The 23,027-nt window shown below is 68.0% G+C and carries 19 protein-coding genes; 17 read left to right on the forward strand and 2 right to left on the reverse strand.

What is annotated here, in order from left to right; all coding sequences use genetic code 11:
• Nucleotides 1–21 precede the first annotated feature (21 nt).
• From DBZ45_RS18265 to tsaD, 6 genes are all read left to right on the forward strand, one after another.
• On the forward strand, nt 22–1,113 hold the full coding sequence (locus DBZ45_RS18265) for a carbohydrate kinase family protein (protein ID WP_111905239.1): 1,092 nt from the start codon (nt 22–24) through the stop codon (nt 1,111–1,113).
• Between the two features lie 63 nt (nt 1,114–1,176).
• Complete coding sequence (gene alr, locus DBZ45_RS18270; protein WP_111905240.1) at nt 1,177–2,460, forward strand: alanine racemase; 1,284 nt, start codon at nt 1,177–1,179, stop codon at nt 2,458–2,460.
• 2 nt (nt 2,461–2,462) lie between these two features.
• Nucleotides 2,463–3,059 carry a tRNA (adenosine(37)-N6)-threonylcarbamoyltransferase complex ATPase subunit type 1 TsaE gene (gene tsaE, locus DBZ45_RS18275; protein WP_440130534.1) on the forward strand — a complete coding sequence of 199 codons (597 nt, stop codon included), beginning with the start codon at nt 2,463–2,465 and terminating at the stop codon, nt 3,057–3,059.
• Nucleotides 3,059–3,730, forward strand: a complete 672-nt coding sequence (tsaB, locus tag DBZ45_RS18280) for a tRNA (adenosine(37)-N6)-threonylcarbamoyltransferase complex dimerization subunit type 1 TsaB (protein ID WP_111905241.1) — start codon at nt 3,059–3,061, stop codon at nt 3,728–3,730. The genes tsaE and tsaB overlap by 1 nt, the downstream gene beginning before the upstream one ends.
• 44 nt (nt 3,731–3,774) lie before the next feature.
• The gene (gene rimI / locus DBZ45_RS18285) at nt 3,775–4,326 is read left to right on the forward strand and encodes a ribosomal protein S18-alanine N-acetyltransferase (RefSeq protein WP_111905327.1); all 552 of its coding nucleotides are present in this window, start codon (nt 3,775–3,777) and stop codon (nt 4,324–4,326) included.
• Complete coding sequence (gene tsaD / locus DBZ45_RS18290; protein WP_111905242.1) at nt 4,323–5,495, forward strand: tRNA (adenosine(37)-N6)-threonylcarbamoyltransferase complex transferase subunit TsaD; 1,173 nt, start codon at nt 4,323–4,325, stop codon at nt 5,493–5,495. Before rimI ends, tsaD begins: the two co-directional genes overlap by 4 nt.
• Nucleotides 5,496–5,500: 5 nt before the next feature.
• Here tsaD and DBZ45_RS18295 read toward each other — a convergent pair whose 3' ends face one another.
• Nucleotides 5,501–6,652 (reverse strand): glutamate--cysteine ligase, encoded by a 1,152-nt coding sequence (locus tag DBZ45_RS18295; protein ID WP_111905243.1) that lies wholly within the window; start codon nt 6,650–6,652, stop codon nt 5,501–5,503.
• Nucleotides 6,653–7,142: 490 nt separating this feature from the next.
• Between DBZ45_RS18295 and DBZ45_RS18300 the strand changes: the two genes are divergently transcribed.
• On the forward strand, nt 7,143–8,579 hold the full coding sequence (locus tag DBZ45_RS18300) for a glycoside hydrolase family 3 N-terminal domain-containing protein (RefSeq protein WP_111905328.1): 1,437 nt from the start codon (nt 7,143–7,145) through the stop codon (nt 8,577–8,579).
• 42 nt (nt 8,580–8,621) lie between these two features.
• Nucleotides 8,622–9,449, forward strand: a complete 828-nt coding sequence (locus DBZ45_RS18305) for a shikimate 5-dehydrogenase (RefSeq protein ID WP_262982872.1) — start codon at nt 8,622–8,624, stop codon at nt 9,447–9,449.
• Between the two features lie 35 nt (nt 9,450–9,484).
• Here the strand turns inward: DBZ45_RS18305 and DBZ45_RS18310 are convergent, their stop codons facing one another.
• Nucleotides 9,485–10,726 carry a class I SAM-dependent methyltransferase gene (locus tag DBZ45_RS18310; protein WP_111905245.1) on the reverse strand — a complete coding sequence of 414 codons (1,242 nt, stop codon included), beginning with the start codon at nt 10,724–10,726 and terminating at the stop codon, nt 9,485–9,487.
• A gap of 55 nt (nt 10,727–10,781) precedes the next feature.
• On the opposite strand from DBZ45_RS18310, the gene DBZ45_RS18315 reads away from it, so the two are divergent.
• The 9 genes from DBZ45_RS18315 to DBZ45_RS18355 all read left to right on the forward strand — a co-directional run bounded on the left by DBZ45_RS18315 (nt 10,782) and on the right by DBZ45_RS18355 (nt 22,994).
• Nucleotides 10,782–11,198, forward strand: a complete 417-nt coding sequence (locus DBZ45_RS18315; RefSeq protein WP_111905246.1) for a hypothetical protein — start codon at nt 10,782–10,784, stop codon at nt 11,196–11,198.
• Nucleotides 11,199–11,416: 218 nt separating this feature from the next.
• Nucleotides 11,417–11,710: a co-chaperone GroES gene (gene groES, locus DBZ45_RS18320; RefSeq protein ID WP_003805290.1), complete on the forward strand. Its 294-nt coding sequence runs from the start codon at nt 11,417–11,419 to the stop codon at nt 11,708–11,710.
• An 86-nt stretch (nt 11,711–11,796) separates the two neighbouring features.
• Nucleotides 11,797–13,407 carry a chaperonin GroEL gene (groL, locus tag DBZ45_RS18325; protein WP_111905247.1) on the forward strand — a complete coding sequence of 537 codons (1,611 nt, stop codon included), beginning with the start codon at nt 11,797–11,799 and terminating at the stop codon, nt 13,405–13,407.
• A gap of 184 nt (nt 13,408–13,591) precedes the next feature.
• Nucleotides 13,592–15,652 (forward strand): acyltransferase family protein, encoded by a 2,061-nt coding sequence (locus DBZ45_RS18330; protein ID WP_111905248.1) that lies wholly within the window; start codon nt 13,592–13,594, stop codon nt 15,650–15,652.
• A gap of 168 nt (nt 15,653–15,820) precedes the next feature.
• Nucleotides 15,821–17,332: an IMP dehydrogenase gene (gene guaB, locus DBZ45_RS18335; RefSeq protein WP_111905249.1), complete on the forward strand. Its 1,512-nt coding sequence runs from the start codon at nt 15,821–15,823 to the stop codon at nt 17,330–17,332.
• A gap of 80 nt (nt 17,333–17,412) precedes the next feature.
• The gene (locus DBZ45_RS18340; RefSeq protein WP_111905250.1) at nt 17,413–19,326 is read left to right on the forward strand and encodes an ABC transporter ATP-binding protein; all 1,914 of its coding nucleotides are present in this window, start codon (nt 17,413–17,415) and stop codon (nt 19,324–19,326) included.
• 143 nt (nt 19,327–19,469) lie between these two features.
• Nucleotides 19,470–20,606 (forward strand): GuaB3 family IMP dehydrogenase-related protein, encoded by a 1,137-nt coding sequence (locus DBZ45_RS18345; protein ID WP_111905251.1) that lies wholly within the window; start codon nt 19,470–19,472, stop codon nt 20,604–20,606.
• Between the two features lie 97 nt (nt 20,607–20,703).
• The gene (locus DBZ45_RS18350; protein WP_111905252.1) at nt 20,704–22,455 is read left to right on the forward strand and encodes a glycerol-3-phosphate dehydrogenase/oxidase; all 1,752 of its coding nucleotides are present in this window, start codon (nt 20,704–20,706) and stop codon (nt 22,453–22,455) included.
• Nucleotides 22,456–22,505: 50 nt separating this feature from the next.
• A complete protein-coding gene (locus DBZ45_RS18355; protein ID WP_111905253.1) occupies nt 22,506–22,994 on the forward strand; it encodes a PTS sugar transporter subunit IIA in 489 nt (162 codons plus the stop codon).
• Nucleotides 22,995–23,027: the final 33 nt, after the last annotated feature.

Below are 23,027 nucleotides of genomic sequence, written 5' to 3' on the forward strand. Positions count from 1 at the left end.
ACACGGCGTAATGTGCCGAACATGGAGGCGAATCCAGCACGCCGTTTCGACCCGCTCTCGGCCGTCCGTACCCAGGCGGTCGGCGAGTTCGACCTGCTGCTTGCCGGGACCGTTTTCCAGGACATCATCTTCACCGGCCTGCCGCACGCGCCCGAGCCCGGAACGGAAATCTGGAGCGAAGGAATGGGCAGCTGCCCCGGCGGCGTGGCCAACCAGGCCATCGCGGCCGCGCGCCTTGGCTTGCGGACCGGGCTGGCGGCCGCCTTCGGCGACGACGGCTACGGCGACTACAACTGGAAAATCCTGGACCGGCAGGAGCACGTGGACCTGTCCCTGTCCCGCCGGATCCCTGGCTGGCACTCGCCGGTGACCGTATCCCTCAGCGTGGACCACGACCGCTCGATGGTCACGCACGGGCACCCGGCGCCGGTGACCTCCTCCGAGCTGATCGGGGATCCGCCCCGCGCGCTGGCAGCCGTGGCGGACCTCGGCCATGAACTGGAGCCGTGGGCGCTCGCGGCGCACAAGGAGGGAGTGAAGCTGTTCGGCGACGTCGGCTGGGACCCCACGGGCGAGTGGGCCCATGCCCGGCTGGCGAACCTGCAGTACTTCCACGCCTTCATGCCCAACCAGCGCGAGGCCATGGCCTTCACCGGCAAGGACGATGCCTGGGCGGCGCTGTACTCCCTGGCGGACCGGGTGCCGGTGGCGGTGGTGACCCTGGGGGCGCAGGGGGCCGTGGCCGTGGATTCGGAAACCGGCGAGGAGGAGTGGGTGCCCTCCCTGCCGGTGGCCGCCTATGATCCCACCGGTGCCGGGGACTGCTTTGGGGCCGCATTCATCGTCGGCAGCCTGGCAGGGTGGCCCCTCAGCGACCGGCTGCGGTTCGCCAACCTCTGCGCCGCGCTGGCAGTCCAGGAGGTGGGCGGGTCCCTCGCGGCGCCGGGCTGGGGCGACATCGCCGACTGGTGGAAGCGCGCCAACGCCCGGCCGGAACGCCGCGGCAGCCAGTGGCTGCGCCGCTACTCCTTCCTCGCCGACATCGTCCGGGACGTTCCCCTTCAGGCGCAGCGGCGCGCCGCCGCCACCATCGCGCACCTCTCGGACGCCTGAGTCCCGGAGCGCCACCGGCCCGGCAATTATTCGGCCCGAAGCGCCAGCACTAGAATCAATAGCGTGATTTATCCAGCAGCAACAGGAGACCGCCCGGCAGTAACGGGCCAGGCCGGGACGTCCCACGGTTTCAACCGGACGGCCCACGAACGCTCCGCCGTAATCGACCTCGAGGCCATCCGGCACAACGTCCGCAGGCTCGCCGCGGCCGCCGAACCGGCGAAGGTCATGGCAGTCGTCAAGGCCGACGCCTACGGCCACGGCGCGGTGCCGGTGGCGCGGGCGGCCCTCGAAGCCGGCGCCAGCTGGCTGGGCGTGGCACACATCTCCGAAGCGCTGGCGCTGCGCGCGGCAGGCATCGAAGCCCCGCTGCTCGCCTGGCTGCACACCCCGGACAGCAACTTCGGCGCCGCGGTGGCCGCCGGCGTCGACATCGGGTGTTCCGGCTGGGAGCTGGAACAGATCGTGGCCGCGGCCCGGGAACAGGAACGGCCGGCGCGCGTCCACCTGAAGGTGGACACCGGACTGGGCCGCAACGGGGCCACCGTCGAGGTGTGGGACCGGCTGGTGGGCGAAGCCGTGGAGTATCAGGACCAGGGGCTGCTGCGCGTGGTGGGCATCTTCTCCCATCTTGCCGTGGCCGACGAACCCGAACGCCCGGAAACCGATGACCAGCTCGCCGCGTTCCGCGAGGTTCTGGCCATCGCCGAAGACGCCGGGGTGGACCCCGAAGTCCGCCACCTGGCCAACACCCCGGCCACGCTTTCCCGGCCGGACACGCACTTCGACCTGGTGCGCGCGGGGCTCGGAATCTACGGCCTCTCGCCATTCGAGGGGCAGACTTCCGAGGAACTCGGCCTCCGCCCCGCGATGACCCTGCGCACCGTCGTGTCCCATTGCAAGGACGTGCACTCCGGCCAGGGCGTCTCCTACGGCTTCAACTACCGCACCTCCGGCGCGAGCACGCTGGGGCTCATTCCGCTCGGATATGCCGACGGCGTTCCCCGCGTCGCCACCGGCGGCCCCGTCCGGGTGGAGGGCGTCACCTACCCCGTGGTGGGACGGATCGCCATGGACCAGATGGTGATTGACCTCGGCCCGCTGAACGTTTCCCGGGGCGGCCACAGCGTTCTCGGGGCAGAGGCCGTCCTCTTCGGCGACGGTGCCGACGGCGGCCCGACGGCCGATGACTGGGCCCGAGCCGCCGGCACCAACAACTACGAGATCGTCACCCGCATCAGCCCCCGCGTGCCCCGCACCTACATCAACGAATCGCCCAGGGGCCAAGGGCCGGCCGCCGAGTCGCCCGCCGGCGAATCGACCGCAACCGGAACGCCGGCGCCGTGAGCATCCCGGACACCGGCGGCATCCCGGAAACCGGCAACGCTCCGCTGTGGGTCCAGACCCTGACGGTCACGACGGCGGACCAGACCCACGCACTCGGCGCGGCTCTGGCAGAGGTGCTCCGGGCGGGGGACCTCCTGGTGCTCACGGGCGAACTGGGCGCCGGCAAGACGACCTTCACGCAGGGCCTCGGCGAGGGCCTGGGCGTCCGCGAGGGCATCATTTCCCCGACGTTCGTGCTGGTGCGCATTCACCCCAACCTGCCCGACGGGTCGCGCCCGGGCGGGCCGGACCTGGTGCACGTGGACGCCTACCGGCTGGGATCGGCGTCGGAAATCGACGACATCGACCTGGAGAACACGCTGGACTCCGCCGTGACCGTGGTGGAGTGGGGCCGCGACCGCGTGGAGCACCTGTCCGAGAGCCGGCTCGAGGTGGAGCTGCACCGCCAGCTGGGCGGCGCCACCGCGGCCCACCACACCGGGAACGGCGCCCTGGACTTCGAGTCCGAGGACGACGACGAACCCCGCACCATCATCATCCGCGGCTTCGGGCCGCGCTGGGCCGAACAGCCCGTTCTCGCCGCGGAAGGAACCTCCTGATGCTCATTCTTGCCATTGACACCTCAGCCGTGGCCAGCGCAGCGCTGGTGTCGGACGACGCCCTGGAAGGCGTGGTGGGCAGCTTTTCCACCGAGGACACGAGGAGCCACGCCGAGGTCCTTGCGCCCGGAATCGAGCGGCTGCTGGCAGACGCCGAGGTGACCGGCGCGGACATCGACGCGATCGTTGTGGGCGTTGGCCCCGGCCCCTTCACCGGGCTCCGGTCCGGCATAGCGACGGCGCGTACCCTGGCCTTTGTTTGGAATACACCACTGCACGGCATGATGAGCCTCGACGCCGTCGCCCTCGAGGTGGCCGAGTCCACCGATGCGCCGGCCGAGTTCCTCGTGGCCACGGACGCCCGGCGCAAAGAGGTCTACTGGGCGCGCTACACCCTGGCCGCCGGCCAGCTGCCAAAGCTCACGGACGGTCCGCACGTGGGCTTCGCCGCAGACCTTCCCGACCTCCCGGCTTTCGGCGCGGGCGCAGGGCTCTACCCCGATGCCCTCCGTGCGGATCCCGACTTCAGCACTGAACAGCCGGATGCGCTGTACCTGGGCCAGTTTGCGTTGGCGAGACTTGAAGCGGGCGAGGAGCTCCTGGACTCCACGCCGCTCTACCTCCGTGAATCCGACGCGCAGGTCCCCGGCCCCCGGAAGCGTGCCCTGTGAACCGGCTGCCCCGCCAGCTGGACTCGGGCGTGACCATCCGCGACATGCTTCCTGCGGACATCCCTGCCGTCCACGAGCTGGAGGTCCGGCTGTTCCCGGTGGACGCATGGCCGCTGCAGATGTTCTGGGACGAACTGGTGCAGCCCGAAACCCGCCGGTACTTCGTGGCCGAGGCTGCGGACGGCATCGTCGGCTATGCGGGACTGATGTGCGTGGAGCCGATCGCCGACGTCCAGACCATCGCCGTGGTTCCCGAATATGAGGGCAGGGGAATCGGCACGGCGCTCCTCACCGACCTGATCGCCGAGGGGCGGCGCCGCGGCGCAGCCGACATCCTGCTCGAGGTCCGGGCCGACAACCCGCGCGCCCAGCAGCTGTACATCCGCTTCGGCTTCGAACAGATCCACGTGCGGAAAAGGTACTACCGCGACGGCGTCGATGCCCTGATCATGCGGCTTCAGCTGGAGGACGTGCTCGCTGTGCACCAGGACATCGTGCACCGGGACACCGTCCACGAAGCCGGACCCCAGCCTGTGCAGACTGACGAAGCCGGCCCCGCCGGCGAGACCGCTCCCATGGAGGAAGACCAGAAATGAACCGCTCGCAGCCGTTGGTACTCGGCATTGAGTCATCGTGCGACGAAACGGGCGTAGGCATCGTCCGCGGCGCCGACCTCCTGACCAACACGGTGTCCTCATCGATGGAGGAGCATGTCCGCTTTGGCGGCGTCATCCCCGAAATTGCCTCGCGCGCCCACCTGGACGCCTTCGTTCCAGCCCTGCAGGCCGCCCTGACCGAAGCGGACGTGACGCTGGACGAGATCGACGCCATCGCCGTGACGTCCGGTCCGGGGCTGGCGGGCGCCCTGATGGTCGGGGTGTGCGCCGCCAAGGCGCTCGCCCTGGCCACGGGCAAGCCGCTCTACGCCATCAACCACCTCGTCGCCCATGTGGGGGTCGGCCTGCTCAACGCGCGGCCCGGCGCCGCCAACACAGGCAACACCGGCGGCGACACTGAAAGGCCGGTACTTCCCGAGAACCTCGGCGCCCTGCTGGTTTCCGGCGGGCACACCGAGATTTTGCGCATCCGCAGCATCACTGACGACGTCGAGCTGCTCGGTTCAACCATCGACGACGCCGCCGGCGAGGCGTACGACAAGGTCGCCAGGATCCTCGGCCTGGGCTACCCCGGCGGCCCGGCCATTGACCGGCTGGCCCGCGAGGGCAACGCCAAGGCCATCCGGTTCCCGCGCGGACTGACGCAGCCGAAATACATGGGCACCGCGGAAGACCCCGGCAAGCACCGCTACGACTGGTCCTTCAGTGGACTGAAGACCGCGGTGGCCCGCTGCGTGGAGCAGTTCGAAGCCGCGGGCGATCCCGTGCCGGTGGCGGACATCGCGGCCGCATTCCAGGAAGCCGTGGTGGACGTCATCACATCCAAGGCGGTTCTGGCCTGCCGGGAGCGTGGCATCACGGACGTGCTGCTGGGCGGGGGAGTGGCCGCCAATTCGCGGCTCCGGCAGCTGACCGAACAGCGCTGCTCTGCCGCCGGCATCACGCTGCACGTTCCGCCGCTGGACCTGTGCACGGACAACGGCGCGATGGTGGCGGCGCTCGGGGCGCAGCTGGTCATGGCCGGCATTGAACCCAGCGGCATCAATTTCGCGCCGGACTCGTCCATGCCGGTGACCACGGTGTCAGCGCCAAGTGAGTCGCAGATCAGGGCGTTCTCGGCGCTGGGAACGCCCTCAACTGCTACTTAGTCGGGTTACGCGGTGGGCCCGTTCCGCATCTGCTTCACGAGGTCGAGGACCACGGCCTGGAGGTTGCCGCCGCTTTCGGCGGCCACCCGCCGCTGGCGCTGGTATCCGGCGCCGCGGCTGATGATCTTTTCGACGTCGGCCAGCTCATCCGGGCAGCCCAGCTTCGCGGCGATCGGTTCGAGCCGGTTGAGCGTCTCCAGCAGGTGGTCGGTGACGAGCCGCTCGTTGCCCTCGGCGTCGAGGATGATGATCGCATCCATGCCGTAGCGGGCGGCCCGCCATTTGTTTTCCTGGACGTGCCAGGGCGGCATGGTGGGGATGCTGCCGCCGGCGTCGAGGATGCTGGAGAATTCGTGGACCAGGCACTGCGTCAGGGCCGCCACGGCGCCCACTTCCTCGAGCGTGGCCAGGCCGTCGCAGATGCGCATTTCAATAGTTCCGAGGGCCGGCACCGGGCGGATGTCCCAGCGGATCTCCGAGATGGTGTCGATCACGCCGGTGGTAAACATGTCCTGGACGTAGGACTCGTACTCTTCCCAGCTGGCGAACTGGAAGGGCAGACCCGCCGTCGGCAGCTGCTGGAACATGAGGGCGCGGTGCGAGGCGTAGCCGGTGTCCTCGCCGCCCCAGAACGGGCTGGACGCGGACAGGGCCTGGAAATGCGGGAAGTAGTTGACCAGGCCGTCCAACACGGGCAAGACTTTGTCGCGCCGGTCCAGGCCGACGTGAACGTGTACCCCGTAGATCACCATCTGCCGGCCCCACCACTGTGTGCGGTCGATCAGCTTGGCGTAGCGTTCCTTATCCGTGACCGGCTGCAGCTGCGGCGGGCTGAACGGGTGGCTTCCAGCGCAGAACACTTCCACGCCCATCGGGTCCGTGACTTCGCGAAGGGCAGCCAGGGAGCGGGCGAGGTCTTCCTTCGCTTCCGCGGCGGTCTCGCAGATGCCGGTAACCAGCTCCACGGTATTAAGGAGCAGCTCCTGCTTGATGTGGGGGTGCTCGTCATCCTCGTTCAGCTCGGGGTGCCGTGCCACGACCCCGCGCAGGACCTCGTTGGCCACCGACGACAGTTCACCGGTCTGCGCATCCACCAGCGCGAGTTCCCATTCCACACCAAGAGTTGATTGCCTGGATGAAGCGAAATCAATCTTCATGTGTTCCTCGCTGTGTGCTGGCCTAATGACGTCGGGTCCGGTCGCCGTCCGTTCCTGGCGAACGGCTGGCAGGGGAACGGTCATCCAAGTCTAGTGCAGGGGTAGCATCGAGGTGATGGCTTGGCTACACAGGGCGCGTGAGAGTGTTCACACCACGAGCCGCCCCAAATCCCCCAGGAAACGTCCCGGCATGGCACCTGCGCGCAACGCACCGGCGGCGTCTGCGGCAGCGCTCGCCGCGCTGTTCGCCGTTGCGTCGTGCACGCCGGCAGCACCCGAACCAGGAGAGGGTGCGACGACGGCCCCCGCGGCTTCCGCTTCCGGCTCACCGCAGGCGGCAGAGAGTTCTTCACCGCGCTCCGGTGCACCCCAGACAACTACACAGAGTCCGGCCCCGTTCACGGCGGCGCCCGCACCCAAGGACAGGGCGGCGCTCGGCTGGGGCCCGCAGCAGCGGGACGCCGACGCCGCCGCCGCGGCCGTGGCCAAAATGACCCTGGAGGAGAAGGCCGGGCAGGTGCTCCTGCCCTTCTACACCGGCCTTGACCATGAAGCCCAGGCTGCAGCGGTGGAACGGCTCCACTTTGCCGGCTCCATGATCATGGCCGACAACGTGCCCGGAACAGCCACCGGCCTGGTGGACGTCCCGGCGCTGGCCGGTGTGACGCGCCGGCTGGACGAGGCGTCCCGTTCCGGCGGCCGCACCTGGCCCGGCCTGATTGGCGTTGACCAGGAAGGCGGAGCGGTGAGCCGCGTCGGCGCCCCGCTGACCCGCTGGCCTACTCCCATGAGCTACGGCGCGGCCGGCAGCGTGCCCCTCGCCGCCGAGGCCGGCGCCGGGCTGGCGGCGGAACTCGCGCCGCTTGGCTTCACCGTGGACTTCGCGCCCGCGGCGGACGTCACGATGGGCCCCGCCGATCCCACCATCGGCGCGCGCTCCATGTCCGCTGACGCCCGTGCCGCGGCATCGCTGAGTGCCGGCTTCGCCACAGGCATGCTGGCCGGCGGAGTGCTGCCGACAGTCAAGCATTTTCCCGGGCACGGTTCGGTGACCACCGATTCCCACAAGGATCTCCCCGTCCAGAACGCCACCCTCGCGCAGCTCAAGGCGCGGGACTGGAAGCCGTTCCAGTCCGCGGTGAAGGCAGGAGCGCCGATGGTCATGACCGGCCACATCGCCGTGCGTGCCCTTGACCCGGGCGTGCCCGCGTCCCTCTCGAAGGCGACCTATTCGGCGCTCCGCGGCCTGGGCTTCAAGGGCGTGGCGGTCACCGACGGGCTGAACATGGGCGCGGTGGCAGACCGCTACCCCCACGGTTCCGCAGCGCCGGCCGCGCTGGCAGCCGGGGCGGACCTGCTGCTGATGCCCGCGGACGCCGCTGCCGCGCATGCCGCCGTCGTCCGGGCGGTTAGCGGGGGGAAGCTCCCGGTGTCACGCCTCGAGGAGGCCGCCCGCCGGGTGGTCACCATGATGATTTGGCGCGGACGGACCGCGCAGCCGAAGCCCACGGCGGGACCGGGCGCCGGGGAGGCGCTTTCGGCGAAGATCTCTGCCCGGGCCATCACCGTGGTCTCGGGGAAATGCAGGGGTGCGTCCGTGGCCGGCCACGTGCGGGTGGCGGGCGGCACGGCGGTGGACCGGGCCCGCTTCGCCGCCGCAGCCAAGGACTCAGGGATCGCGCTCGGAACGGGGCCGCTGGTTACCCTGATCGGCTACGGCGGCGCCCCCGCGAAAGGCGACATTGCGGTGGCCCTGGATGCCCCGTGGCCCCTGGCGCAGTCCGTCGCGCCCACGAAGATCGCCCTCTACGGCCGCACGCCCGGGGCGTACAAGGCGCTGCTGGCCGTCCTGGCGGGGAAGGCCACCGCCCCCGGAAAGCTGCCGGCCGCCGTCGGGCCCTACCGGGCCGGCACGGGCTGCAGGTGACAGCTGCCGGTAATAAAGCCAGCCCCGCCGTTTAATGGAGGGGTGCCGATTCTCAATAAAGACATGACCCTGTGCATTTCCCTCTCGGCCCGGCCGAGCAACAACGGGACCCGCTTCCACAACCACCTGTACGACCAGTTGGGCCTGAACTGGATCTACAAGGCCTTCGCGCCCACCGACCTGGCCCAGGCGATCGCGGGCGTCCGCGGCCTGGGGATCCGGGGCTGCGCCGTCTCCATGCCCTACAAGGAGGACGTGATCGCCCTGGTGGACGCCATGGACCCGTCCGCCAAGGCCATCGATTCCGTCAACACCATCGTCAATGACGGCGGGCACCTGACCGCGTACAACACGGACTACACGGCGATCGAGCAGCTGCTGCAGCGCAACGCCGTGCCTTCGGAGTCCTCGGTGCTGCTCAAGGGCGCCGGCGGCATGGCCAAGGCCACGGCCGCGGCCCTGCGCGACGCGGGGTTCAAGGACGTGACCATCATCGCCCGCAACGAAGCGACCGGCCGGGCGCTCGCCGAGCTCTACGGCTTTGCCTGGCGCGCGGAGCTGGGCACGGGCGCGGAGGCAACGGCGGACATGGTCATCAACGTCACGCCCGTGGGGATGGCCGGGGGACCGGAGGCGGACGCGCTGTCTTTCCCCACCGAAACCATCGAAGCCGCCAAGATCGTCTTCGACGTCGTGGCACTGCCCGCGGAAACGCCGCTCATCAAGGCGGCGCGGGCGGCCGGCAAGCAGGTCATCACCGGTGCCGAGGTTGCCACGATCCAGGCGCTGGAGCAGTTTGTGCTGTACACGGGAATCCGCCCCACCGAGCAGCAGGTCCGGGACGCCGAGGCGTTCGTCCGCGCCCAGTAGGTCCTGTACCAGTAGGTCCTGTAACAGCCAGAGGGTTACAAGGGCTCCACGGAGACAGCCACTCTTTCCTCCCCGATCCGGGTGAGGACCAGGGTGGCTGTCTTTTTGCCCGCGGCCTTGCCGCCCGCTTTACCCGCCCCCTTGCCTGCCGGCAGTAGCTGCTTGCGCAGCTCCTCCGGGGTGACGGACGTGCCGCGCTTCTTGATGTCCAAAACGCCGACGCCGTTCTGCCGGACCCAGGCCTTGAGCGCCTTGACGTTGAACGGCATGACCTCCAGGACCCGGTAGGCCCGGGCGTACGGAGTTTCCACCAGCTCGGGGGCGCAGATGTAGGCGATGTGCTCGTCCACGAGATGGCCGCCCAGACCGATGGCGAGGTCGGCCACGAGCCCGGCACGGATGACAGCGCCGTCCGGCTCATAGAGGAAACCCTCCACCGGGCCCACGGGGGCCACGGGTCCGGCGTCGAACTCCTCCCCGCTAGTGAGTTCGGCGGCGCCGTCCGGACCGATGACCAGGGCGGCCCGGCGGATTCCCGGGCGGGCCACGGCGTTGAACCACAGCGCCACTTCAGTGACGTCGCCGCCCACCGAGACCCACTGCGCCTCGCAGCCGGCAGGCACCGACTCGTGCGGCATGCCGGGGCCCATTTTGACGCCAACGGCGCGCCCCGCGGCGGCCAGCGACTCCACGAAGGACAGCGGCGGCGAGAATGCTTCGGGGTCCCAGATCCGCTTGGTGCCGGACGTGGTGGTGGTGCGCCGGGCGGGGTCCAGCCAGACGCCGGCCCCGGCCTCCAGCTCCACCGACGTTGCGTCCGAATGGACCACCGTGGCGTGTGGAAAGGGAATGAGGTTGATCGTGGCGCAGGCGGCCGTGGTCTCGTCGACCTCGACGGCGGTCACGGCGATGTCCAGCGATGCCAGGGCCATGGCATCCGCGCCGAGGCCGCAGCCCAGATCGGCAACGTGGCGCACGCCGGCCTGGGCAAAGCGCTGGGCGTGCCGGGCAGCGACGTTGAGCCGGGTGGCCTGCTCCAGTCCGGCCTGGGTGAAGAGCATCTGCCGGGCAAACTCGCCGAACTTGGCCTCGGCCCTGGTCCGGAGCCGTGACTGCGTCAGGACAGCGGACACGAGTTCGGGGGAGTGGCCGGCCTTGCGGAGGCTTGAATTGAGGCTGAAGGAGTCGTCTTCCCGGTAGGGTCCGAGCGAGGCCAGCAGCTCCCATCCTTCTTCTGTGAGGAGCGGGGCGATCTGGTCCTGCGGTGCTTCAGACATGGGATCAAGCCTAGTGGAGCCGCTGCCCCAAGCTCTTCCCGATAGGGTGGTCTGAATGGAATCCAGCGAAACGCCAACCCCAGGTCAGTCCGACTCAGGTCAGCCCGAAAGCACCAGCCCCGGTCCGGCGCAGCATAGCCGCCTGGTCCGGTACGCACGCCCGGTGCTGATCGCCGGAGCCGTTGTCGCCGTCGTCTGTCTTGTCCTGCTGGTGATCATCTTCCTGCTGGACTCCTTCAATGCCACCGTCTACTCGGTGGGCGGCAAGAACATCGGCGACGCCACCGAGGAAGCCGGGCAGATCCGGGACCTGTACCTGGGGGCGCGTGTTGGCGGCATCGCGGTGCTCATCGTGTCGGTGCTGACCGCGGCGGCGGCGGCCGCCGTGCTTGTCCGCGAACAGCGTAAAGCGGGGGACGAAGACGCCGACGGCGGCGAGGACCTGGGGTTCGACGACCTCGCCGGGCGCTGAACGAGAGGTCCGCGCGGGTTACGTGAGATGAAATTCTGGCACTCGCCTTGACCGAGTGCTAACCCCTTACATAGAGTCATCATTAGCACTCTCCCTAGGAGGGTGCTAACACACGAAGAGCTGCCAGCCTGGCTGCTGCCGGCACCGCGACGACGGTCTGCCGCCACGGCGCAACAGTTTTTACTGTCCATGAATTTTGACGAAAAGGAGAGGTCCGAGTGTCGGTCTCTATTAAGCCTCTTGAGGATCGTATTGTTGTCCGCCCGCTCGAAGCCGAGCAGACCACGGCTTCCGGCCTGGTCATCCCGGACTCCGCCCAGGAGAAGCCGCAGGAAGGCGAAGTTGTCGCAGTAGGCCCCGGCCGCTTCGAAGACGGCAACCGCGTACCGGTCGACGTAGCCGTTGGCGACGTCGTCATCTACTCGAAGTACGGCGGAACCGAAGTTAAGACCGGCGGCACGGAGTACCTCGTGCTCTCCGCCCGCGACGTTCTGGCGATCGTCGTTAAGTAACTCTTTGGATCCCCGTGCCGCTGCCCGCGTCTGATTTCATTCTGACCGGGCGGCGGCGCGGGGTTCTGTCTTGAAAGGACAAACCCATGGCAAAGCAGCTTGCGTTTAACGACGCTGCCCGCCGGTCGCTTGAAGCCGGCATCGACAAGCTCGCCAACACGGTTAAGGTGACGCTTGGTCCCCGCGGCCGCAACGTCGTGCTGGACAAGAAGTGGGGCGCCCCCACCATCACCAACGACGGCGTGACCATCGCCCGGGAAGTCGAACTGGACGACCCGTACGAGAACCTTGGCGCCCAGCTGGCCAAGGAAGTCGCCACCAAGACGAACGACGTCGCCGGTGACGGCACCACCACCGCAACCGTGCTCGCCCAGGCACTGGTCAAGGAAGGCCTGCGCAACGTTGCCGCCGGTGCCGCTCCTGGCCAGATTAAGCGCGGCATCGAGGTCTCCGTCGAGGCCATCGCAGCACGCCTGCTGGAGAACGCCCGTCCCGTCGAGGGCACCCAGGTGGCCAACGTTGCCGCCATCTCCGCCCAGAGCGACGAGGTTGGCGAGCTGCTCGCCGAGGCATTCGGCAAGGTTGGCAAGGATGGTGTGATCACCATCGAGGAATCCTCCACCACGCAGACCGAGCTGGCCCTGACCGAGGGCATGCAGTTCGACAAGGGCTACCTGTCCCCGTACTTCATCACCGACACGGAGCGCCAGGAAGCCGTCCTCGAGGACGCCCTTATCCTGATCAACCAGGGCAAGATCTCCTCGGTGCAGGAATTCCTGCCGCTGCTGGAGAAGGCGCTGCAGAGCTCCAAGCCGCTGTTCATCATCGCCGAGGACGTCGACGGCGAGGCCCTGTCCACGCTGATCGTCAACCGCATCCGCGGCACGCTGAACGTGGTTGCCGTCAAGGCTCCGGGCTTCGGCGACCGCCGCAAGGCCATGCTGCAGGACATCGCCACGCTGACCGGCGCCCAGGTTGTGTCCCCGGAACTGGGCCTGAGCCTGGACTCCGTTGGCCTCGAGGTGCTGGGTACTGCCCGCCGCATCACGGTGACCAAGGACAACACCACCATCGTCGACGGCGCAGGTTCGGCCGAGGACGTTGCAGCACGCGTTGCGCAGCTGCGCGCCGAGCTGACCCGCACCGATTCCGACTGGGACCGGGAAAAGCTGCAGGAGCGCCTGGCCAAGCTGGCCGGCGGCATCGGCGTGATCAAGGTCGGCGCAGCCACCGAGGTTGAGCTGAAGGAAAAGAAGCACCGCATCGAAGATGCAGTTTCCTCCACCCGCGCCGCCCTCGAAGAAGGCATCGTGGCCGGTGGCGGTTCCGCCCTGATCCACGCGCTGAAGGCACTCGACGAGGACCCGGCCGTCACGGCACTCGAAGGTGACGCGGCTGCCGCCGTCGGCATCGTCCGCCGTGCACTGGTCCAGCCGCTGCGCTGGATCGCCCAGAACGCCGGCCACGACGGCTACGTTGTGACCGCGCGGGTTGCCGAGCAGGACAACAACCACGGCTTCAACGCCAAGTCAGGCGAGTACGAGGACCTGATCGCGGCGGGCGTCATCGACCCCGTCAAGGTCACCCGTGCCGCTCTTCGCAACGCAGCCTCCATCGCCGCGCTGGTGCTCACCACCGAGACCCTCGTGGCTGAGAAGCCGGCCGAGGAAGACGAGCACGCAGGCCACAGCCACTAGGCTGCAGCCCGCTCTCGCGGCTTCACAAGAAGGCCCGTCCAGCAACCGCTGGCCGGGCCTTCTTTGCATTTACGGTGGCGTTTTCCCAGTTGAGACGCGGATCACATCCAGCGCGCTTGATTTGGTCTGAAAAATCACGAAACGGTAACGTGGTTACTTTGTGCTGCCGTTTGAGGGGTTATCTGTGCCAGAAACCAAGGAACACACCCAAGAGCCGCGGGCTGCCCGGCTGAAGGCCAAACCGGGCTACCGCCCCGAGGTCCAGGGCCTTCGTGCCCTCGCGGTGCTCATGGTGGTCACTTACCACGTGTGGCTTGGCCGGGTTTCCGGCGGCGTGGATATTTTCCTCCTCATCTCGGCGTTCCTGCTGACCATGTCCTTCGTCCGCAAGGTGGAAAAGGGCACGCCGCTGCGCCTCGTGAGCCACTGGCTGCACCTCTTCAAGCGGCTGATCCCGGCCGCCGTCGTCGTGATCCTGGGCGTGCTGGCAGGAACCTGGCTGGTGCTGCCGCAGAGCCGCTGGCCCGACGTCCTCAGCGAGGCGTGGGCGTCCCTCCTCTACGGGCAGAACTGGCTGCTGGCCAACACGGCAGTGGATTACTACGCGCAGGACCACTCCGGAGCCAGCCCGCTCCAGCACTTCTGGTCGCTGTCCATCCAGGGCCAGGTCTTCATTCTCTGGCCCCTCATCTTCGCCGGCTCCGCCCTGGTGTGGCAGCTGCTGCGGGCCCGCCGGGATGTCAGCTACCGGACCGTCCTGATGTTTGCCTTCGGCGGCATCTTCATCGCCTCCCTGGCGTACTCCATCGACCAGACGGCCAGCAACCAGGCCTACGCCTACTTCGATACCCGGACCCGGCTGTGGGAGTTCGCACTGGGATCGCTGCTGGCACTGGTGCTGCCCCACCTGAAACCGGGCAAGGCGCTGCGCGTTGTGCTCGGCTGGGCCGGGCTCGCCGCCATGATCTCCTGCGGCCTGCTGCTCACCGTTGACCGGTCCTTCCCGGGCCTCATCGCGCTGTGGCCCACCCTGGCGGCGGCCGCCATCATCGTGGCAGGGCACAGCGGCAGCCGGTTCGGCGTGGACAGGCTCCTGACCGTAAAGCCGCTGGTCGCGCTGGGGGACAACTCCTACGCCCTGTACCTCTGGCACTGGCCGGTCCTGGTCCTGTCACTGGCGGCCACCGGGATCGAAAAGCCCAACCTGATCCAGGGTCTCGCCATTGTGGCCGGTTCCGTGGTGCTGGCCGTGCTCACCACCCGCTTCGTGGAAAAGCCCCTGCGCGAATGGCACTGGCCGCAACTGCGGGCCTGGCGCACCGCCGTCGTCATTGTTGCCTGCGGCGCCCTGCTGGCCGGGCCGGTCGCCGTGTGGCAGACCAAGCTGACCGCCGAAGAGGCGGCAGCAGCCGCGCAGCCGCGCGAACTGACCCCCGGTGCCGCCGCGCTGGCACCGGAGAACGCCGGCAAGGCGACGCCGGAAGCCACCGTGATCCCGGCACCTGCCGCCATGAAAAACGAGTGGGCGGACATCGACGGGCTGTGCACCGACGAAAACGTCCCCAGTGACCCCCTGCTCAACGGCTGCCTGCAGAACAGCAAGCCGGACAAGATCACCAAGCGGATCGTGGTGCTTGGCGATTCGCACGCGCAGCAGTACATGGCCGCGCTCGGCCCCATCGCCAGGGACCACGGCTGGGAGGTAGTCACCCTCCTGAAGGGCAACTGCCGGTTCGGTGCCGAATCCCCGGAGCGCGACGCCGACTGCAACGCCTTCAACAAGGCCAGCGCCGCGTACGTCATGGAACACAAGCCGGACGCGGTGTTCACCGTGGCCTCCCTCACGCACAAGGAGGCGCCCTTTGAAACGGAGGTGCCCGGCTACCTGGAGGGGATCAAGCCGTTCACCGACGCGGGCATCGGTGTGGTGGGCGTCCGGGACAACCCCCGCTTCGCCATCAACATGCCCGAATGCGTCCAGAAGTACGGCACCGACGCTCCCGAGTGCAACCCGCCGCTGGGCGAATCCCTCGCCGCCAAGTCGCCGCTGGAGGCGTACCGTGGCAAGGTGGACGGGCTGCACCTGATGGACATGAGCGATTTCATCTGCGCGGGCGGCATCTGCCCGGCGGTGGTGGGCAACGTCTACGTCTACAAGGACGACAACCACCTCACCAAGACCTACGTCCAGTCCATGATTCCGATGTTCGAGAAGCGACTGCTGAAGGCGACCGGCTGGAAATAGCGCCTCGGCCGTGCCTTTGCTCACAAAGCCGTCCCGGAATATGGGGATCGCCGTAGAGGTTCTAGAATTTATTCAATACTTCTGCACAGGCCAGTCCCGTAATGACGGGCTGGTCATCGGCTGCAACCCCTACCCGTGAACCTGTAAACCAAGGTAAGAGGCGCACTCATGACCCAGCCCGAGCACGACCCCTTCGGCTTCATCGGCCTGACGTACGACGACGTCCTGCTGCTTCCCGGCCACACCGACGTGATCCCCTCCGAGGCGGACACGTCCTCCCGGATCTCCAAGCGCATCACCGTCCAGACGCCGCTGCTGTCGGCTGCCATGGACACCGTCACCGAGTCCCGGATGGCCATCGCCATGGCACGCCAGGGCGGCCTCGGCGTCGTCCACCGCAACCTCGCGATCGACGACCAGGCCGACCAGGTGGACCGCGTCAAGCGCAGCGAGTCGGGCATGATCACCAACCCGCTCACCATCGGCCCCGAGGCCACGTTGCTGGAACTCGACGAGCTGTGCGCCCGCTACCGCGTCTCCGGACTTCCCGTGGTCGACGACGGCAACCGGCTCCTCGGCATCGTCACCAACCGCGACACCCGCTTCGTGCCGGAATCCGACTTCCCGATCCGCCTGGTCAGCGACGTCATGACCAAGATGCCGCTGGTCACCGGCCACGTCGGCATCAGCCGTGACGAGGCCTCGCACAAGCTGGCCACAAACAAGATCGAGAAGCTCCCGCTGGTGGATGACCAGGGGCGCCTGAAGGGCCTCATCACCACCAAAGACTTCACCAAGGCCGAGCAGTACCCGCTGGCCACCAAGGACGACGAGGGCCGGCTGCGTGTCGGTGCCGCCATCGGCTTCTTCGGTGACGGCTGGGAGCGTGCCATGAAGCTGGTGGACGCCGGCGTTGACGCCCTCTTCGTGGACACCGCGAACGGCCACTCGCAGGGTGTGCTGGACATGATCCGCCGCCTGAAGTCTGATCCCGTTGCCGCGCACGTGGATATCATCGGCGGCCAGGCCGCCACCCGCGAAGGCGCCCAGGCGCTGATCGACGCAGGTGCCGACGGCATCAAGGTGGGCGTCGGCCCGGGCTCCATCTGCACCACCCGCGTGGTGGCCGGTGTGGGCGTCCCACAGATCACCGCCATCTACGAATCGGCCAAGGCTGCCATTCCGGCTGGCGTTCCGCTGATCGCCGACGGCGGCCTGCAGTACTCGGGCGACATCGGCAAGGCGCTGGTGGCCGGTGCCGACACCGTGATGCTCGGTTCCCTGCTGGCCGGCTGTGACGAGTCCCCGGGAGAGCTCATTTTCGTCAACGGCAAGCAGTTCAAGAGCTACCGCGGCATGGGCTCCCTCGGCGCCATGCAGTCCCGTGGCAAGAACACGTCCTACTCGAAGGACCGCTACTTCCAGGCTGACGTCTCCGGCGATGACAAGCTCATCCCCGAGGGCATCGAAGGCCGCGTCGCTTACCGCGGACCGCTGGCCTCGGTGGCGTACCAGCTGGTGGGCGGCCTCCGCCAGACCATGTTCTACACCGGCGCTCCCACCGTTCCCGAGCTGAAGGCCCGCGGCAAGTTCGTCCGCATCACCCCGGCCGGCCTGAAGGAATCGCACCCGCACGATATCCAGATGACAGTCGAGGCGCCGAACTACGGTTCGCGCTGACCGGTTCCGCTGGTTGGGCCTGTCGAAACCCAGGCTTCGACAGGCCCAACCAGCGGTTCCCCCGGGACTAGGCTGGAGCCATGTCCCAACCGAGCCATCCCGCCGAACTGAACCCGAAAAGGGAACCCCAGCGGCGGCTGGCACTGAAGCCCTACGCCCGTGCCGTGGCCCAGGTGCTCCGCGTCAGTTTCCGCGCGTCGCCCGGTGCCGTGCTCATGAAGGTGGCCGGATCGCTGATCTCGGCGGTGCTGCCGCTGGTCACCACGTACTTCGCCGGCCTGACCACCACCGCGCTGGCCGCAGCCTACAGCGGGGATGCCGCCGCCGGGCAGCAGGCCATCGTGTACGTCATCATCACTGCCGCGCTCGGCCTATTCTGGGGCGCCTTCGGCAGCGTGGACCGCTACATCCAGCAGCTCATGAGCTTCCGGGTGGGTGCCATCGTGGGGGACCTGATGTACGAGAGGTTCCTCGCGCTGGACTTCTGGCGGTACGACGACAAGGAAACGGTGGACCTCTACGACCGCGCCAAGCGGTTTTCCGATTCCTATGCCAGGGTCCTGGACAGGATCGCGGCCATTTTCACGCAGCTGGTGTCGGTGGTCCTGGCCATCGGCGCGCTCCTGCTGGTGAGCTGGTGGATCGCCGTGATCGTGCTCGTCGCGATCGTCCCCAGCGTCTACCTGCAGTTCAAGCTGTCCCGCGAGCAGATCGCCCACTGGAACACCCAGGTGGATTCGCGCCGTCAGCGGCGGATGATCGAGACCAACCTGCTCCGGCCGCAGCACATTGCCGAGATGCGTCTGTACGGGATCGTCGGGTACCTCATGGGGCTGCGCTCCCGGCTCCGTGACGCGGACGAGAAGCGCCGGCTGGACTTCCAGAAGCGGTACATCCCCAAGCAGCTGGCGGCCGATGCCCTGCAGTACGCCGCGGAGGTTGTCTCTCTCATCTGGGTGGTCGGCCAGATCATCGCCCGTGCCCAGCCCGTGGGGCAGTTCCTGTACGTCCAGCAGATCGTCAGCCGGGCGCTGTCCACGGCGAACAGCCTGGTGTCCTCTCTCAGCTCAATCGATGAGGACCTGGCCAACCTCAAGGACTACGAGCTGTTCATGGCACTGCCGGTGCACTCCAGCCACGCACCGCCGCTGCTGGGGCCGCCAAAGACGGTCGAGTTGCGGGACATCCGCTTCACGTACACCGGCAGCGACATCGAAGTGATCCGTGGGATCAGCATGACCATCCGCGAGGGCCAGCACATCGCCATCGTGGGGGAGAACGGCGCCGGAAAGTCCACGCTGATCCGCATCCTGGCCGGGCTTTACCGTCCGGATTCCGGCCAGGTGATGCTCGACGGCGTGGACCTCGCCGCCGTCGACGTCACCTCCTGGCACCGCCACCTGGCGGTGCTGAGCCAGGAATTCCTCAAGTACGAGTTCGCCACCGCAGCCGAAAACATCCTCTTCGGCGACGTCGACTCGCCCCGGGATGACGAACGGATCAGCCGTGCGGCCGCCGACGCAGAGGCGCTGGACTTCATCAACAAACTGCCCAACGGCCTGGACAACCACGTCAGCAACTGGATGGAGGATCCGCGGGGCCGGAAGGGGAGCGGACTCAGTGGCGGGCAGTGGCAGCGGCTGGCCATGGCCCGGAACTTCTACCGGAATGCATCCTTCATGGTCATGGACGAGCCGACGTCAGCCATCGACGCGCTGGCGGAGCACCGCATCTTCACCCGGCTGTTCGCCGAGCGCAGCAGCACCATCATCGCCATCAGCCACCGGCTCGCCACGATCGAGAAGGCGGACATCGTGTACATGCTGGAGGACGGCCGGATCGTGGAGCAGGGCACGCACCGCGAACTGGTGGCTCTACGCGGCCGCTACTTCCGGATGTTCGAGTCCCAGCTCAGTGTCCCCACCAGCCCCCTAACCTCGCACGCTCGGCCAGGGAACCCTGCTGGCGTGGGCCCAGAGGCCGGGGGGCTCTAGCTTCCGCACGGTGGTCCTGACCCGGGCGAGGGTGCGGACGGCAAGCGGGCGGGGCACCGTACGCAGCAGCGAGCCAAGGAGTGTGGCCGTCGAAGACCCAGCGTCCGCCCATTTGGCCACCGTAGCTGGGATAACCTAGAGCAGTGACTTACGAGATTGAGATTGGCCGTGGCAAGCGTGGGCGTCGTGCCTACTCCCTGGATGACATTGCGATCGTCCCCAACCGTCGCACCCGTGACCCCAAGGACGTCTCCGTCTCGTGGCAGATCGACGCCTACAAGTTCGATATGCCGGTTATCGCGGCTCCGATGGATTCCGCGATGTCCCCGGCAACGGCCATTGCGCTCGGCAAGCTCGGCGGCCTGGGCGTCCTGGACCTCGAGGGCCTCTGGACCCGGTACGAGGACCCGCAATCCGTGCTCGACGAGATCGGCGCACTTGCTGACGAGACCAACAGCCCGGCCGTAACGCGCAGGATGCAGGAGCTCTACAAAGCACCCATTCAGCCTGAGCTGATCACCTCGCGCCTGGCCGAAATCCGCGCCGCAGGCATCACCGTGGCCGGGTCCCTGACGCCGCAGCGCACGCAGGAACACTACAAGACCGTGGTGGCCGCCGGCGTCGACATCTTCGTGATCCGCGGAACCACGGTGTCCGCCGAGCACGTCTCGAAGGACCACGAACCGCTGAACCTGAAGCAGTTCATCTACGAACTCGACGTCCCCGTCATCGTGGGCGGCGCCGCGGGCTACACGCCCGCGCTGCACCTCATGCGCACCGGCGCGGCCGGCGTCCTGGTCGGGTTCGGCGGCGGTGCCACGACCACCACGCGCCGTGCCCTGGGCATCCACTCGCCCATGGCCTCCGCCATCTCCGACGTGACCGCCGCCCGCCGCGACTACATGGATGAGTCCGGCGGACGCTACGTCCACGTGATTGCCGACGGCGGCATGGGCACCTCGGGCGACATCGTCAAGGCCATCGCCATGGGCGCCGACGCCGTCATGCTCGGCACCGCCCTCGCCCGGGCGGAAGAGGCCCCCGGAAAGGGCTGGCACTGGGGCCAGGAAGCGCACCACCTGGAACTGCCCCGCGGCGACAGGGTCAACATCGGGACTGTCGGTCCGCTGGAAGAGGTGCTCTTCGGGCCGGGCCACCACACCAATGGAACCTCCAACCTGATCGGCGCGCTCCGCCGCTCCATGGCCACCACCGGCTATTCGGACCTCAAGGAGTTCCAGCGGGTCGACGTCGTGGTTTCGCCCTACGCCGGAAACTGACCTGCGGCTGCCGGCAACACAGTCTGCGCCCTGCCCATCGGCAGGCGTACGAAGTACTCTGGTGAACTACAACGTTCGATGAGGATGGAGGCCTGTCATGACCGGTTTCGGTGAACGTCCGGCGGGAACCAGGGGAGCCCTGGGCCCCGAGGCGCGGGAGGCCGCGCTGGCGGCGCTCAAGGCTTCAACGGAGCCGGGCAAGGAACTGGACATCCTCATCGTCGGCGGCGGCATCGTCGGCACCGGGGTGGCCCTCGACGCCGTCACCCGCGGCCTCAGCGTCGGCATCGTGGAAGCCAGCGACTGGGCTGCCGGGACCTCGTCACGGTCCTCCAAGCTCATCCACGGCGGCCTCCGTTACCTGGAAATGCTCGACTTCGCCCTGGTAAAGGAGGCGCTGCAGGAGCGGGGGCTGCTGCTTTCCGAGCTGGCTCCGCACCTTGCCCGGCCGGTGCCGTTCCTGTACCCGCTGACCAAACACTTCGTCGAGCGGCCGTACATCGGCGCAGGCATCGCGCTGTACGACGCCATGTCCATTTCCGGCGGGCACAAGCGGGGCGTCCCGTTCCACAAGCACCTGTCGCGCCGGGGCACCCTGCGTGCTGCCCCGAGCCTGAAGGACGACGCCTTCGTCGGTTCCATCCGCTACTACGACGGCCAGGTGGACGACGCCAAGTACGTGGCCAACCTGGTGCGGACCGCCGCCTACTACGGAGCTCACGCGGTCAACCAGACCGCCGTCGTCGATTTCCTGCGCGAAGGCGAACGTGTGGTGGGCGCCAAGGTGGTGAACCGCGAGGACGGCTCCACCTTCAACATCCGCGCCAAGCAGGTCATCAACGCCACCGGGGTCTGGACCGACGAAACCCAGGCCATGGTCACCGACCGCGGCCAGCTGAAGGTGCGCGCGTCCAAGGGCATCCACCTGGTGGTTCCGCGGGACCGCTTCCAGTCAACAGTGGGACTGATACTGCGGACCGAGAAGTCCGTGCTGTTCGTCATCCCGTGGGGGCGGCACTGGATCATCGGCACCACGGACACCGACTGGCACCTGGACAAGGCCCACCCCGCGGCGTCCAGCAAGGACATCGACTACATCCTGGAGCACGTCAACAAGGTCCTCAAACGGCCCCTCACCCGGGAGGATGTGGAAGGTGTCTACGCCGGGCTGCGGCCGCTGCTGGCCGGGGAAAACGACTCCACGGCCAAGCTCTCCCGCGAGCACATCGTTGCCCACCCCGTGCCCGGCCTGGTGGTGGTGGCCGGCGGCAAATGGACCACCTACCGCGTCATGGCCAAGGACGCCGTGGACGAAGCCGTCCGCAGCATGGACGAGCGCGTGCCCCCGAGCTGCACGGAGACGATCCCGCTGCTCGGAGCCGGCGGGTTCAGGGCCGCCTGGAACCGCCGCAACCGGACCGCCGAGGAATCAGGGGTTCATGTGGCACGCGTGGAGCACCTGCTGAACCGCTACGGATCCATGACGCCTGAGGTGCTGGCCATCATCCAGGACCGGCCCGAACTGGCCGAACCGCTGCCCGGCGCCGACGACTACCTGCAGGCCGAGGCGGTCTACGCGGCAACCCATGAGGGCGCCCGGCATGTGCATGACGTCCTGACCCGCCGCACGCGCATTTCCATCGAGGCGTGGGACCGCGGTGTGTCTGCCGTCCCGGTAGTCGCTAAGCTTATGGGAGAAATTCTTGGCTGGAGCGATGCGCAGCGGGAAAGCGAAATCAAGCACTACCTGGCGCGGGTGGAAGCCGAACGGCTCAGTCAGCAGCAGCCCGATGATGAATCGGCCGATGCTGCCCGGCTGGGCGCGGAGGACATCGTCCCGCTGCGCTGAGATCGCAAACCGCCGCCGGACGGGCCCCGGCCTCACTGAAGGGACACCACTTGGCGGAACCACTGGACCGTTACGATGCCGAGCTCACCACACCGGACATGGTGATCCTCGAAATGGACGCCGAGGACAAGGTGGACGCAGCCGGCCAGCTGGCCCGGAAGCTGTTCGACGCCGGCCGCGTCTCAGACCTCGAGGGTTTCCTGGCGCACGTCAACGCCCGCGAGCACCAGCTGGCCACGGGCCTGCCCGGGGGCGTGGGCCTGCCGCACGCCCGCAGCGAGTTTGTCTCCGAGACCTCGATCGCCGTCGGAATCACCAAGTACGGCAAGGCCCTCGACTTCGGGGCCGCGGACGGCCCCGCCACTGTGGTCCTGCTCATTGCCACGCCGGCCAGCTCGTTCTCCGATCACCTCGAGGTCCTCGCCACCCTGGCGCGGTCCCTGTCCAAAGAATCCTTCCGCGAGTCGCTGCGCCGGGCCTACGACGCCGACATCATCGCAGAGCTCATCAACTCAAGCCTGGTCTTCTTCGACCACTAGGCGCGAACGTACAGTGGCGGCCGCTCCCTGCGG

It is taken from the genome of Arthrobacter globiformis, assembly GCF_003261175.1.
Taxonomy (GTDB): domain Bacteria; phylum Actinomycetota; class Actinomycetes; order Actinomycetales; family Micrococcaceae; genus Arthrobacter; species Arthrobacter globiformis_A.

Coding starts and splice junctions, on each gene's coding strand:
- DBZ45_RS18315 (WP_111905246.1), top strand. CDS start 10,782: ATGGAATCCAGCGAAACGCCAACCCCAGGTCAGTCCGACTCAGGTCAG.
- DBZ45_RS18340 (WP_111905250.1), top strand. CDS start 17,413: ATGTCCCAACCGAGCCATCCCGCCGAACTGAACCCGAAAAGGGAACCC.
- DBZ45_RS18265 (WP_111905239.1), top strand. CDS start 22: ATGGAGGCGAATCCAGCACGCCGTTTCGACCCGCTCTCGGCCGTCCGT.
- DBZ45_RS18295 (WP_111905243.1), bottom strand. CDS start 6,652: ATGAAGATTGATTTCGCTTCATCCAGGCAATCAACTCTTGGTGTGGAA.
- guaB (WP_111905249.1), top strand. CDS start 15,821: ATGACCCAGCCCGAGCACGACCCCTTCGGCTTCATCGGCCTGACGTAC.
- tsaB (WP_111905241.1), top strand. CDS start 3,059: ATGCTCATTCTTGCCATTGACACCTCAGCCGTGGCCAGCGCAGCGCTG.
- tsaD (WP_111905242.1), top strand. CDS start 4,323: ATGAACCGCTCGCAGCCGTTGGTACTCGGCATTGAGTCATCGTGCGAC.
- groL (WP_111905247.1), top strand. CDS start 11,797: ATGGCAAAGCAGCTTGCGTTTAACGACGCTGCCCGCCGGTCGCTTGAA.
- DBZ45_RS18350 (WP_111905252.1), top strand. CDS start 20,704: ATGACCGGTTTCGGTGAACGTCCGGCGGGAACCAGGGGAGCCCTGGGC.
- rimI (WP_111905327.1), top strand. CDS start 3,775: ATGCTTCCTGCGGACATCCCTGCCGTCCACGAGCTGGAGGTCCGGCTG.
- DBZ45_RS18310 (WP_111905245.1), bottom strand. CDS start 10,726: ATGTCTGAAGCACCGCAGGACCAGATCGCCCCGCTCCTCACAGAAGAA.
- DBZ45_RS18300 (WP_111905328.1), top strand. CDS start 7,143: ATGACCCTGGAGGAGAAGGCCGGGCAGGTGCTCCTGCCCTTCTACACC.